Origin of the sequence: Microbacterium arborescens (assembly GCF_049707515.1) — a bacterium.
Taxonomy (GTDB): domain Bacteria; phylum Actinomycetota; class Actinomycetes; order Actinomycetales; family Microbacteriaceae; genus Microbacterium; species Microbacterium arborescens_B.
The window spans coordinates 320862-334579 of sequence record NZ_JBNAFI010000002.1; the positions used below are offsets into that span (position 1 = coordinate 320862).

Sequence of the window (13718 nt, forward strand, 5' to 3'; positions counted from 1 at the left end):
GGGGGATCAGGACTCCGGGGCAGCCCCGCCGAAGCCATGACGAACAACGACATCCACACCCCCGTGCTCCTCGACCGCTGCGTCGAACTGCTCGCCCCCGCGCTCGAACGCGACGGCGCGATCGTCGTCGACGCCACCGAGGGCATGGGCGGGCATTCCGAGGCGCTCCTCGAGCGGTTCCCCGGGGTGCGACTGGTGGGCCTCGACCGTGACACCGACGCGCTGCGCATCGCGGGGGAGCGGCTCGCCCGCTTCGGCGATCGGGTCGACCTCGTGCACACCGTCTACGACGGCATCGGCACGGCGCTGGCCTCCCTCGGCATCCGACGCGTGGACGGCATCCTCTTCGACCTCGGAGTGTCGTCTCTGCAGCTCGACGAGGCCGACCGTGGTTTCGCGTACGCCCAGGACGCTCCGCTGGACATGCGCATGGATCAGACGGCAGGCACGACAGCCGCGGAGATCCTCGCCACCTACAGCGAAGGCAATCTGCGCAGGATCTTCGAGCGCTACGGCGAGGAGAAGCTCGCCGGTCGCTACGCGCGAGCGATCATCGAAGCCCGGGGCCGCGCTCCGCTCACCCGTTCCGGCGAGCTCGTCGACGTGCTCATCGCCGCGACCCCGGTCGCCGTCCAGCGCGACCGCTCGGGTCATCCCGCCAAACGCGTCTTCCAGGCGCTGCGCATCGAGGTGAACGCCGAGCTGGCCGTCCTCGAGCGTGCGCTGCCCGCCGCGCTCGACGCGCTCGCGGTCGGCGGTCGGATCGTCGTGATGTCGTACCAGTCGCTCGAGGATCGCGCCGTCAAGCGGGTGTTGGCCGAGGCCTCGTCGTCGACCGCGCCCAGCGGTCTGCCGGTCGAGCTGCCCGAGCACGCGCCGCGATTCCGGCTGCTGGTGCGCGGGGCCGAGACGGCGTCCGAGGAAGAACGTGAACGCAACCCCCGCGCGAAGCCGGTCCGGCTGCGCGCGGCGGAACGGATGAGGGAGGCCTCGTGACTGCCGACAACACCGCCCGCATCCCCTCGCAGCTCGGTGACGACTTCTTCGCGAGCGTTCCCGGCCGGCTGCCTCGCGAGGGGCAGGGCGAGCGTCAGCGCGAGCTGCGGCTCGTCGCCGACCCCGCGCGAGGTCGGAAGCCGCGCCTGCTCTACGGCGTCATCGCGGTGTCGGGGGCGGTGCTCATCGGCGTCGTGCAGATGGGTCTGTCGATCCTGACGACGCAGACCTCGTACGAGATCTCGTCCCTCTCACAGCAGGAACGGCAGCTGACCTGGCAGAAGCAGATCCTCCAGGACGACCTCGCCGGGCTCGCATCGCCGCAGTACCTCGCCGCGAACGCCTCCGCCCTGGGCATGGTCATCGCCGAATCCCCGAACTACCTCCGCCTGAGCGACGGCGCCGTGCTCGGCTCCGCGAGCGCCGCGGGTGCCGACTCCAACGTCGACGCACTGGGTCGGGCCGCCGTGGCGAACTCGCTGGTCGCGGGCGTTCCCTTGGTGACCGACCCCGCCGCGAGCCTCGAGACGGGCGTGAGCGCCGACGAGCTGGTCGGCGCCGATCACGCGACACCCCCGCCCATCGCCGATGGACTGCCCGCCCCGACCACACACTGAGACCTATGACGACCCGAGCCACTCGCAGTCCGCGCCGCCGTACGGTCGTCGCGCTCCTCGTCGTCCTCATCGTTCTCGTCGCCTTCATCGTCCGGCTCGTCGACATCCAGGTCGTCAATGCCGACGAGCACGAGACGGACGCGCGCAACCTCGCGATGGAGGCCGGCAGCGACGTGTTCGGCACGCGCGGCAATATCACCGACACCAACGGGGCGACCCTCGCGACGACGACCTCCGTCTACGACGCGAAGATCGACCCGAAGCTGGCCGCGCAGGGGATCAAGCGCAAGAACGACGCGGGCGAGACGATCACGATCACCTGGCCGGAACTGGCCGCCGAGATCGCCGCGGTCACCGGGCAGGATGCCGCCGAGGTCGAGGGCATCGTCACGACCGCCGTCGCCGCCGATCCCGAGTCGCGATTCGCCTACCTCGACCGCGGCATCTCGACCGCCCAGTACCGGGCCCTCGCCGACCTCAAACTGCCGTTCGTCGGCTTCGACGCGAATCCGCACCGCACGTACCCCGACGGCGCCGTCGCCGGGAACGTCATCGGGTTCGTCGGGTCGGACGAGGCGCCGCTCGAGGGCATGGAGTCGTTGCAGAACTCATGCCTGCAGAGCAGCGACGGCAAGATCCGCTACATGCGCGGCCTCGACGGCGTCGTCATCCCCGGCACCGAGGTGCAGGACCCGGCGCCCGTCGACGGCGGCACGCTACGGCTCACGATCGACCGCGACCTGCAGTGGTACATGCAGCAGCTGATCGCGGAGCAGTCGCAGAACCTCGGCGCCGAGAGTGGATCCATCCTCGTGGTCGAGGTGGCCACCGGCAAGATCCGCGCCGCCGCCGAATACCCCAGCGTCGACCTCAACGACATCCAGGCATCCGACCCGGCGGACCGGGGCAGCCGGCTCTTCCGCGACTCGTACGAGCCGGGCTCGACGTTCAAGCCGGTCACGGCGGCGACCGCCATCGAGGCGGCAGGACTGACGCCGTTGTCGACGGCATGGTCGCCTGACCGCATGGAGTTCCCGAACGGCGCCGTGGTCAACGATTCCGAGCACCACGAGGCGCAGAACCTCACTCTCACCGGCGGTCTCGTCACGTCGTCGAACGTCGCGCTGTCGCAGTTCGGCTCGCAGGTCGATCCCGAGACGCGTCTGGAGTACCTGAAGAAGTTCGGCGTCGGCGAGGGCACGGCGCTGAACTGGTCGGGCGAGCCCAAGGGCACATACATTCCGACCGACCAGTGGGACAACCAGACCTACTACACGACGACGTTCGGACAGGCCTTCACGGTGACCGCTCCCCAGGTCGCGAGCGTCTACCAGACGATCGCCAACGGCGGCGTCCGCGAGCCGCTGAGCCTCGTCGAATCCTGCACGGCGGCTGACGGCACGGTGACCGAACCGGAGCTTCCGGATCCGGTACGCGTCATCCAGGAGAGCACCGCGAGCCAGGTGAGCACGATGCTCGAGAACGTCTTCGCGCAGGGAACGCTCGCCGAGGACATCGCCATCCCGGGCTACCGCATGGCGGGCAAGACGGGAACCGCGCAGAAGGTCGACCCGAACACCGGCGCGTACAAGGACAACCTGTATTACACGTCGCTGGTCGGGTACGCGCCGGCCGACGATCCGAAGTATGTTGTCCTGACCGCATTCGACGAGCCGAAGACCCTGCGTCTGTCGGCGGCCAATCGTCCGGCCTTCCAGAAGGCGATGACCCAGGTGCTCAAGCACTACCGGATCATGCCCTCCGACTCGCAGACGCCGCTGCTGCCCGTAACCCAGTGACGCGCGTGAGCGCGTCCGAGGATTGAACATGATCTCCCTCCCGCTGTCCGACATCGCCCGAGTGCTCTCGGGCACCCTCCACCTCGCCGCTGGCGACACCCCCGAGACCCCCGTCAGCGGGACGGTCGACACGGACTCGCGGAACATCGGCCCGGGCGATGTGTTCGTGGCGAAGCCCGGCGAAGCCACCGACGGGCACCTGTTCGTGCCGGCCGCCGCCGAAACCGGCGCAGCTCTGGCGATCGTCGAGCGCCGTGTCGACGCAGGCATCACCCAGATCGTCGTCGCCGATGCGGTGACGGCTCTGGCCGATCTGGCCCGGGAGGTCGTCGGCCGCGTGCGCGAGTCCGGTGACCTCCGCGTCGTCGGAATCACCGGATCGAACGGCAAGACCACCACTAAGAACCTCCTCGCCCGGATCCTTGAGGGCGAGGGCCTCACGGTCGCGCCGCGCGCGTCGTTCAACAACTCCGTCGGCGCGCCGCTCACGATGCTCCGCGTGGCCCAGGACACCCGCTATCTCGTCAGCGAGTTCGGGGCCGACGGCTCGGGTCAGATCGCGCGTCTGGCGGGCCTGGTCACCCCCGACGTCGGTGTCGTGCTGATGGTCGGCATGGCGCACGCCGGCGGCTTCGGCGGGGTGGAGGCCACGCTGAAGGCGAAGACCGAGCTGGTCGAGGCCGTTCGAGAAGGCGGCGTGGCGGTGCTCAACGCCGACGATGCCCGCGTGGTGACCATGGCCGCCGTCGCCGAGGCGCGCGGCGTCCGTGTGCGCTGGTTCGGGCGCGGGCCGACCGCCGAGGTGCGAGCGGAGGACGTCGAGGTCGACGCGTCCGGCACCTCGTGCGTCATCGTGGTCGGAGAACAGCGCCTGCCGCTGCGGCTGCGCGTGCTCGGCGAACACCACGTGATGAACGCCCTGGCCGCGATCACCGCCGCACTCGAGCTGGGCGTCGCGCTGGATGCTGCCATCGAGCGGCTCGAGACCGTCGAGATTGCCGAGCGCTGGCGCATGCAGCCCCTCGGGTCGGAATCGGTCCGCATCATCAACGACGCGTACAACGCCAGCCCCGACTCGATGGCGGCCGCACTGCGCACCCTTGCTCAGATCACCCAGCCCGGTGAGCGCAAGGTCGCCGTGCTGGGGGCCATGAGCGAGCTGGGCGAGTTCGCGGGCGATGAACACGACCGCGTCGGACTGCAGGCCGTTCGGTTGCGCATCGAGCGCATCGTCGTCGTCGGGGCCGAGGCTCGCCGGCTCTATCTCGCCGCGATCGGCGAGGGCTCATGGGACGGCGAGGCGGTGTTCTTCGCCGATGCCGACGCCGCCTACGACTACCTCGTGGATGAACTGCGTCCGGGCGATCGCGTGCTCGTGAAGTCGTCGAACTCGGCGGGACTGCGGCACCTCGGCGATCGTCTGGGAGAATTCTTCTCGTGAGATCCCTGCTGACGGCCGCGACGATCTCCCTCGCGTTCACACTCTTCCTGACACCCCTGTTCATCCGGCTCTTCGAGAAGCTGGGCTGGGGGCAGGTCATCCGCACCCCCGACGACGCGAGCAACCCCAGCCACCACGCCAAGCGGGGCACGCCCACCATGGGTGGCATCATCTTCATCATCGGCACGATCGTCGGCTACCTGGTCGGCACCTTCACCGGTGGAGCACCCCCCTCCATGTCGGGTCTCCTGGTGATCTGGATGATGGTGGGCCTGGGCATCGTCGGATTCATCGACGACTACATGAAGGTGCGGTCGCAGCGCAGCCTCGGGCTGTCGGGATGGCGCAAGGTCGCCGGCCAGGTCATCGTGGCGGTCTCCTTCGGCGTCCTCGCGATGCTCGTGCCGAACAACGGCGGCCAGCCGGTCGGGCGTCCCTTCGTGTCGCTGTTCCGGGACATCGACTGGCTGTCGTTCATGGCGCTCGGCGGCGTCGCCGGATGGCTCCTGTACCTCGCGTGGATCTCCTTCCAGGCGGTGGCGTGGTCGAATGCGACCAACCTGACCGACGGCCTCGACGGCCTCGCGACGGGTGCGGGAATCTTCACCGTCTCGGCCTACAGCCTCGTGACGTTCTGGCAGTTCCAGCAGCGCTGCGCGAGCGGAGCGCTCGTGCCGGCCTACGAGTCGGCGTGCTACACCACCAACGACCCGATGGATCTCACGATCATCTCGGCATCGTTCGTGGGTGCGCTCGTCGGATTCCTGTGGTGGAACGCCCCCAAGGCGAAGATCTTCATGGGCGACGTCGGGTCGATGGCCATCGGTGGCGTCATCGTCGCCATGGCCGTGCTCTCGCGCACCGAGCTGCTCGCCGTGATCATCGCCGGCGTGTTCATCATCGCCCCCGGCTCGGTGATCCTGCAGCGCTACTACTTCAAGGCGACGGGCGGCAAACGTCTGTTCCTGATGAGCCCGTTCCACCATCACCTCGAGATGCGCGGGTGGCCCGAAGTCACGATCGTCGTCCGCATGTGGATCATCGCGGGGATGCTCGCCGTCTGCGGTGTCGGCCTGTTCTACGTCGCCTGGCTGGCCGCCGTATGACCGCTCGCCTGCACGACCTCACGAGCTGGCACGCCGACTGGCGCGGTCTCCGCGCCGTCGTGCTCGGGCTCTCGGTCACGGGGTTCTCCGTTGCCGATACCCTCGCCGAGCTCGGCGCCGACGTGCTCGTCGCGACCGACGGCGCGGATGCCGAGTACGCCCGGCTCCTACCCGTCATCGGGGTCTCGCTTCACGACGGCTCGCTGCAGCGCGTTCCCGACGCGGTCGTCGCCCACGCGCCTGACGTGGTGATCGCCTCGCCGGGTTTCCCGCCCCATCACCCGGTCATCCGATGGGCGCGTGAGAGCGGAATCGCCGTCTGGGGCGACATCGAACTCGCCTGGCGCGTCCGCGACAAGGTCGTGCGTCCCGACGGGCAGCCGGCCGACTGGCTTCTCATCACGGGCACGAACGGCAAGACGACCACCACGCAGCTCACCGCGGCGATGCTCGCCGCCGGCGGCCTGCGGGCTGCGCCCTGCGGGAATATCGGCGTGCCCGTGCTCGACGCCGTCCGTGACCCGGGTGGTTTCGACGTGCTCGTCGTGGAGATCTCCAGCCACCAGCTCTGGTACCTCGGCCTGGCCGATGGTCCCGAGCGGGTGTCGCCGCACGCGAGCGTGTGCCTGAACCTCGCCGACGACCACCTCGAGTGGCACGGATCGTTCGAGGCCTACCGCGATGCGAAGGCGCAGGTCTACGAGAACACGCGCGTCGCCTGCGTGTACAACAAAGCCGATGCCGCCACGCGCGAGATGGTCGAGCAGGCCGACGTCGTCGAAGGTTGCCGCGCCATCGGATTCGACCTGGGCGTGCCCGGTCCCAGCGATGTCGGTCTCGTCGACGGCATCCTGGTCGATCGTGCCTTCCACGAGGAGCGGCACACGTCCGCCGTCGAACTGACGACGGTCGCGGAGCTCGCCGCGCGCGACCTCGCCGCACCGCATGTCGTGGCGAACATCCTTGCCGCAGCCGCCCTCGTGCGCTCGCTCGGCGTCGCACCCGCGGCGATCCGTTCGGCGCTGTCGGCGTTCCGACTCGACCCGCACCGCATCGAGATCGTCGCCCGCGTCGCGGGGGTCACGTGGGTCGATGACTCCAAGGCCACGAATCCCCACGCGGCGTCCTCGTCGCTCGCAGCGTTCCCGGGAGCGATCTGGGTGGTGGGAGGCCTCCTCAAGGGCGTCGACATCTCGGCGCTCGTCGCCGGCCGCGGCGCCGCCTCGAAAGCGGCGATCGTGATCGGGGAGGACCGGACGGCCGTCGTCGCGGCGTTCGAACGACACGCCCCGGCGGTTCCGGTGATCGAGGTCGAGGCGACTCAGACTGAGGATGTCATGGCACGGGTCGTCGAACTGGCGGCCGAGGTCGCCGGTGACGGGGACGTCGTGCTTCTCGCCCCCGCCGCGGCCTCGTTCGATCAGTTCGCCTCCTATGCAGACCGCGGCAACCGCTTCGCGGACGCCGTGCGTGAACGGATCGGAAGGGGAGACGGTGACCACGACGCCGAGCCGCCCGACGCCGCCACCGACGAATCCCGCTGACGACGCGGGCCCGGCCCGAGGCGGGTTCACCGCCCGGGTGTCGCTCGGACGCGTCTTCGCCCCGGTGCCGAGCGAGTTCCTGCTGCTCGCGTCGACCGCCCTCATCCTCACCGGCTTCGGCCTCGTCATGGTGCTGTCGGCGACCATGGCCACCGCGGACGCGAGCCCCTTCGAGACGGTGCTGAAGCAGGCGGTGTTCGCCCTGCTCGGCATCCCGCTGATGTTCATCGCGAGCCGGATGCCGGTGCGGTTCTGGAAGCGCATCGCGTGGCCGGCCCTCATCGCCGGCATCCTGCTGCAGCTGCTCGTCTTCGTGCCTGGTCTCGGCGTCCGCAACGACGGCAACACCAACTGGATCTCCGTGTTCGGCTTCCAGGCCCAGCCGTCCGAGTTCCTGAAGCTCGCCCTCGCGATCTGGCTCGGATTCGTTCTGTACCGCAAGCAGACGCTGCTGTCGAAGTGGCAGCACGTGTTCATCCCGGTGGTTCCCGTCGGCGCCCTCGTGATCGGCACCGTCATGGGCGGGCACGACCTCGGCACCGCCATGATCCTCATGGCGATCCTGCTCGGGTGCCTGTTCTTCTCCGGCGTCAAGCTGCGCCTGTTCGTCATCCCGCTGATCCTCGTGGTGGGCGCGGCCGCGGTGTTCGCCGTCACGAGCCCCAACCGGATGGCTCGCATCATGAGCTTCCTGAACGTGGACTCGACCGACTGCTACTTCGCGGACGCGGGTTCGTGCTACCAGCCGCTCCACGGCATCTGGGCCCTCGCGAGCGGCGGCGTCTTCGGCCTGGGTCTCGGGAACTCGCGGGAGAAGTACCAGTGGCTCCCCGCGGCGGCCAACGACTACATCTTCGCGATCGTGGGGGAGGAGCTCGGTCTCATCGGGTGCGCTGTCGTCCTCGCCCTCTTCGCGCTCTACGCCATCGGCGCCTTCCACATCGTGCGCAAGACGCACGACCCGTTCGTCCGCATCGTCGCCGGTGGCATCACGATCTGGATCGTCGGTCAGGCCCTCGTGAACATCGGCGTCGTGCTGCGGATCTTCCCCGTTCTCGGGGTGCCGCTGCCGTTCATGTCGCAGGGCGGCACGTCGCTGGTGTCGGGGCTGTTGGCCACCGGCGTCCTGTTGTCGTTCGCACGCACCCTCCCGGTGCGGAGCCCCGCGATGGACATCGCGGCCGGCGCCCGCACGGCCCGCCCCGCCCCCGCGCGGGCTGCATCCGCCCGCCGGTAGGCTCGATCCGGTGACCACCTACCTTCTGGCGGGCGGCGGTACGGCCGGCCATGTGAATCCGCTGCTGGCCGTGGCCGACGCGCTGCGAGACCGACGCCCCGACGACAGCGTGCTCGTGCTGGGCACTCGCGAGGGCCTGGAAGCCCGCCTGGTGCCCGAACGCCGATACGAGCTGCTGATCGTCGACAAGGTGCCCTTCCCGCGGCGCCCCAACGGCGCCGCTGTCCGGTTCCCCGCGCGATGGCTGCGCGCGGTCGCCCAGGTGCGCACCTACATCCGCGAGCGCGGAGTCGATGTCGTCGCGGGGTTCGGCGGGTACGCGGCCGCCCCGGCCTACGTGGCCGCGCGCCGCGAGGGCGTGCCCTACGTGGTGCACGAGGCGAACGCTCGCCCGGGCCTGGCGAACGTGCTCGGTGCGCGCGCCGCCGCCGCGACGGGCATCGTGTTCGAGGGCACCCCGCTCCGGGGCGCACGAGTGGTCGGGATGCCGCTGCGCAGAGAGATCGTCGATCTCGACCGCTCCGCCCGCCGCGCCGAGGCGGCCGCAGCCTTCGGCCTCGACCCGGCGCGCCCGGTCGTCCTCGTGTTCGGCGGATCGCTCGGCGCCCGGCGGCTGAACGAAGCCCTGGCCGGCTCGTGGCGCGACCTCGTCGCCGCCGGCTGGCAGGTGCTGCATGCCGCCGGCGAGCGCAACGAGGTCGCCGGCGGAGGGTCGCCGGACTACCGGGTCGTGCCCTATGTCGACCGGATGGATCTGGCGTTCGCCCTTGCCGACGTCGTCGTCTCGCGATCGGGCGCGGCGACGGTGAGCGAGGTCAGCGCGCTCGGCATTCCCGCGGTGTACGTGCCCTACGCCGTGGGCAACGGCGAGCAGGCGCTCAACGCCGCGGGAGCCGTCCGAGCCGGTGCTGCGCGCATCATCGACGACGCCGACTTCACCCCCGAGCGGGTGCGGAGCGAGATCGTGCCGTTGCTGTCCGACGCCGACGAGCTGGAACGGATGCGACGCGCTGCCGACGCCGTCGGCACGCGCGAAGGGGCCGCCAACGTGGTCGCTCTGCTCGACGCTGCGCAGCGCCGCTGAGTGGCGTGGCGGGCGGGCCGCACAGCCGGGCGACCTAGACTTGTCAGGTCATGATCAGACCCGACTTGAGCCTCCCGATCCCCGCCGACATCACCGCCGCGCACTTCATCGGCATCGGTGGATCCGGCATGTCCGGCCTGGCCGGGATGTTCCTCGACCGCGGCATCCGCGTCTCGGGCTCCGACCGAGCCGACAGTCCGGCCATGCGCGCTCTCGCGGCGCGGGGCGCCGATGTGCACGTCGGCCATGACGCGGCGCACCTTCCCGACGACGCCGACACCGTCGTCCACACGGGGGCGATCTGGCCCGAGAACCCCGAGTTCCTGCTCGCGAAGGAGCGCGGCCTGCACGTCATCCACCGCTCGCAGGCGCTGCACTGGCTCATCGGAGGCCGCCGCCTGGTGTCGGTGGCCGGAGCACACGGCAAGACGACCTCGACCGGCATGATCGTGACGGCGCTTCGCGGACTCGGCACGCGTCCGACGTTCGTCAACGGCGGGGTCATCGCCGACCTCGGCGTCTCGAGCGCCACCGGCGACGACGACATCTTCGTGATCGAAGCCGACGAGTCGGACGGGACCTTCCTGCTCTACGACACCTCGATCGCCCTCATCACGAACGTCGATCCCGACCACCTCGACCACTGGCAGACGCGGGACGCGTTCTACGACGGGTTCGTGAGGTTCGCCGACGGCGCGCGCGAAGCGGTCGTGATCTCTGCGGATGACCCCGGTGCCGCACGGGTCGCCGCAGCGCTCGCGCACCGCCGCGTGGTCACCTTCGGCGAGGCCGCCGAGGCGGACATCCGGGTCTCCGACATCGTGACCGAGGGGCCGGTGTCGTTCTCCCTCACCTCGGGCTCGGAGACCGTGCACGGCAGGCTCGCGGTGCCCGGCGCGCACAACGCCGTCAACGCGGCGGGCGCAGTGGCGGTCCTCGTGGCCCTCGGGTACGAGCTCGAGCGCGCCGTCCGCGCCGTCGAGGGATTCGGCGGCACGGCTCGACGCTTCGAGCTCCACGGCGTCACGCGCGGGGTCAGCGTCTACGACGACTACGCCCATCACCCGACCGAGGTCGCCGCCGCGCTGTCGGCAGCGCGGACGGTCGTGGGCGACGGGCGCATCATCGCCCTGCACCAGCCGCACACCTACTCGCGCACGCAGGAGATGTTCCGCGAATTCGCCGACGTGCTCGAGACGCATGCCGACCACACCGTCGTCCTCGACGTCTACGGGGCCCGCGAAGACCCGGTGCCGGGCGTGACCGGGGAGCTCGTCAGCGGCGCCTTCGGCGATCCGGGCCGCGTTCACTTCGTCGCCGACTGGCAAGAGGCTGCCGACTACACCGCGGGGGTGGCGCGCGAGGGCGACTTCATCGTGACCCTCGGATGCGGCAACGTGAACCTCATCATCCCGCAGGTCCTCGACTCGCTCGCTCGGGCGGAGGGCTAGCCGGTGCGCCGCCCGAGTCCGCTGCCGCCCTCGTCGCAGTCGACCGGAAGGCAGGACGGCGCCCGCGGCGGCGGGGGAGACCGCGCCACCGTGGCGCCGCGGCGGGTCGACCCCCCGCGCCGCGACCCGGAGATCGGTGACGGCGGTCGCGGGGCGGCGCCATCTCCCGACGCGACCGAGACCCAGCCGGTCGAGGAGCTCTGGCACCAGCGCGGCCGCGACGTCGGCATCGCGCCGATCATCCCGTTCGAGCAGTCGGCTCGCGCAGAACCCGGGGGCTCCGCGACAGCTGACCCGGGCGACGACGCCCGTGCGGACCGTCCGGTGACCGCCCGCGACCTGTGGGGGGCGGCGCGAGCGCGACGTCGCGCACTCCGGCGCGAGGTGCGGCGCTTCACAGCCCGGCAACGGAGACGCCGGCGGATCTGGATGGTGTCGGCGGGCGTGCTCGTCGCTCTCGTCCTGGGCTCCGTCGGAGCCGCCTACAGTCCGCTCTTCTCCGTCGAGCGGATCACGATCGTGGGGGCCTTGCAGCTCGACGCGGGGGCCGTTCAGACCGCGTTGGCCGACCAGCTCGGCACCCCGATGCCGCTCGTCGACGAGAGCGCGGTCAAGGCCGCGCTCGTCTCGTTCCCGCTCGTGGAGTCGTACAGCCTCGAGGCGCGGCCCCCGCATGAGCTCATCGTCCGCATCGTCGAGCGGACGCCGGTCGGAGCCGTACAGGGGGAGGCCGGCTACACCCTGGTCGACGCTGCGGGCGTGGCGCTCGCGACGACCCCCGACCCCCCGGCCGGGCAGCCGCTGCTCGAGGTCGAGGGCGGTCTGTCCTCCAGCACGTTCGCGGCCGCCGGACAGGTGTTCCGCTCGCTGCCCGAATCGTTGCGCAGCCAGGTCACCGTGCTGTCCGCGACCACGCCCAACGATGTCACCCTGACGCTCGCCGACGGGCGATCCGTCGTCTGGGGCGGGCCCGCGGACTCGGGCAAGAAGCTGCAGGCGCTCGAGGCATTGATGGCGGCGCGAGCGGATGCCTCCGGCTACGACGTGTCGTCCCCCCAGGCCGCTGTCGTCCGCTGACCCTCTCGTTCGCCGCCCTTCGAGCGCACCGCGTACGTGCGCGGGAAACCGGATCGATCCGGGATGTCGCGACACGCCGCGCACATCCCCTCGTCGTGCCCGTCAGTGCTTAACGTCAACTCAGGAATTGCATACCCGGCAATTCTTTAAACCTCTACGTGAGGTTGAAGGTTTACGAGCAGGGTTCGGGACGAGATGGAGGCCGGCATGAGCCAGAACCAGAACTACCTCGCGGTGATCAAGGTCGTCGGTGTGGGCGGTGGCGGCGTCAATGCCGTCAACCGCATGATCGAGTTGGGGCTGCGGGGTGTCGAGTTCATCGCGGTGAACACCGACGCGCAGGCCCTGCTGATGAGCGACGCCGACGTCAAGCTCGACGTCGGACGTGAGCTGACGCGCGGCCTCGGCGCCGGCGCCGACCCCGAGGTCGGTCGCCGTGCTGCGGAGGATCACGCCGAGGAGATCGAGGAGGCGCTCGCGGGCGCCGACATGGTCTTCGTCACCGCCGGCGAGGGCGGTGGAACGGGAACCGGCGGCGCGCCGGTCGTGGCCCGCATCGCGAAGTCGATCGGCGCCCTGACCATCGGTGTTGTCACCAAGCCGTTCTCCTTCGAAGGCCGTCGCCGTCAGAGCCAGGCCGAGGCGGGCGTGTCGAAGCTGAAGGAAGAAGTCGACACCCTCATCGTCGTCCCGAACGACCGCCTGCTCGAGATCAGCGACCGCGGCATCTCGATGGTCGAGGCCTTCGCGACCGCCGACCAGGTGCTCCTCGCCGGTGTCCAGGGCATCACCGACCTCATCACCACCCCGGGTCTGATCAACCTCGACTTCGCCGATGTGAAGTCGGTCATGCAGGGTGCCGGCTCTGCCCTCATGGGCATCGGTTCCGCGCGCGGCGCCGACCGTGCCATCAAGGCCGCGGAGCTCGCTGTCGAGTCCCCCCTCCTCGAGGCATCGATCGAAGGCGCACACGGCGTCCTGCTGTCGATCCAGGGCGGGTCGAACCTCGGAATCTTCGAGATTAACGACGCAGCCCAGCTGGTCAAGGAGGCCGCGCACCCCGAGGCCAACATCATCTTCGGAACCGTCATCGACGACACCCTCGGCGACGAGGTCCGTGTCACCGTGATCGCGGCCGGTTTCGACGGGGGCGAGCCGCAGACCCGCATCGAGCCGATCGCGGCCGCACGCCCCTCGGCGCCGCCGGTGCTGCCGGAGGTCCCCGCCCAGGAGGCCGCCGCAGCCGAGCCCGCCGAGCGTCGCGAGGTCAAGGAGACGGTGCCGGTCACGGCGAAGAGCGAGTCCTACGACTCGGTCTTCGGTGACGATGACCTCGACATCCCCGACTTCCTGAAGTAGGCCGATC

General features: G+C 70.2%; 11 protein-coding genes. All 11 read left to right on the top strand.

The window, feature by feature from the left end:
- The first annotated feature begins 36 nt into the window (after positions 1–36).
- The gene (gene rsmH, locus ACPYN5_RS05500; RefSeq protein WP_424447976.1) at positions 37–996 is read left to right on the top strand and encodes a 16S rRNA (cytosine(1402)-N(4))-methyltransferase RsmH; all 960 of its coding nucleotides are present in this window, start codon (positions 37–39) and stop codon (positions 994–996) included.
- Positions 993–1613 (top strand): cell division protein FtsL, encoded by a 621-nt coding sequence (gene ftsL / locus ACPYN5_RS05505; RefSeq protein ID WP_424447977.1) that lies wholly within the window; start codon positions 993–995, stop codon positions 1611–1613. The genes rsmH and ftsL overlap by 4 nt, the downstream gene beginning before the upstream one ends.
- 5 nt (positions 1614–1618) lie before the next feature.
- Entirely contained in the window at positions 1619–3412 is a 1794-nt protein-coding gene (locus ACPYN5_RS05510) for a peptidoglycan D,D-transpeptidase FtsI family protein (protein ID WP_424447978.1), read from the top strand.
- 28 nt (positions 3413–3440) lie between these two features.
- Positions 3441–4853: a UDP-N-acetylmuramoyl-tripeptide--D-alanyl-D-alanine ligase gene (locus tag ACPYN5_RS05515; RefSeq protein WP_424447979.1), complete on the top strand. Its 1413-nt coding sequence runs from the start codon at positions 3441–3443 to the stop codon at positions 4851–4853.
- On the top strand, positions 4850–5959 hold the full coding sequence (mraY, locus tag ACPYN5_RS05520) for a phospho-N-acetylmuramoyl-pentapeptide-transferase (protein WP_424447980.1): 1110 nt from the start codon (positions 4850–4852) through the stop codon (positions 5957–5959). The genes ACPYN5_RS05515 and mraY overlap by 4 nt, the downstream gene beginning before the upstream one ends.
- Positions 5956–7503 carry a UDP-N-acetylmuramoyl-L-alanine--D-glutamate ligase gene (murD, locus tag ACPYN5_RS05525; RefSeq protein WP_424447981.1) on the top strand — a complete coding sequence of 516 codons (1548 nt, stop codon included), beginning with the start codon at positions 5956–5958 and terminating at the stop codon, positions 7501–7503. Before mraY ends, murD begins: the two co-directional genes overlap by 4 nt.
- On the top strand, positions 7454–8740 hold the full coding sequence (ftsW, locus tag ACPYN5_RS05530; RefSeq protein ID WP_424447982.1) for a putative lipid II flippase FtsW: 1287 nt from the start codon (positions 7454–7456) through the stop codon (positions 8738–8740). Before murD ends, ftsW begins: the two co-directional genes overlap by 50 nt.
- Before the next feature lie 10 nt (positions 8741–8750).
- Complete coding sequence (locus tag ACPYN5_RS05535; RefSeq protein WP_424447983.1) at positions 8751–9824, top strand: UDP-N-acetylglucosamine--N-acetylmuramyl-(pentapeptide) pyrophosphoryl-undecaprenol N-acetylglucosamine transferase; 1074 nt, start codon at positions 8751–8753, stop codon at positions 9822–9824.
- Between the two features lie 50 nt (positions 9825–9874).
- Entirely contained in the window at positions 9875–11275 is a 1401-nt protein-coding gene (gene murC, locus ACPYN5_RS05540; RefSeq protein WP_424447984.1) for a UDP-N-acetylmuramate--L-alanine ligase, read from the top strand.
- A gap of 3 nt (positions 11276–11278) precedes the next feature.
- On the top strand, positions 11279–12352 hold the full coding sequence (locus tag ACPYN5_RS05545; protein ID WP_424447985.1) for a cell division protein FtsQ/DivIB: 1074 nt from the start codon (positions 11279–11281) through the stop codon (positions 12350–12352).
- 207 nt (positions 12353–12559) lie between these two features.
- Positions 12560–13711 carry a cell division protein FtsZ gene (gene ftsZ, locus ACPYN5_RS05550; RefSeq protein ID WP_424447986.1) on the top strand — a complete coding sequence of 384 codons (1152 nt, stop codon included), beginning with the start codon at positions 12560–12562 and terminating at the stop codon, positions 13709–13711.
- Positions 13712–13718: the final 7 nt, after the last annotated feature.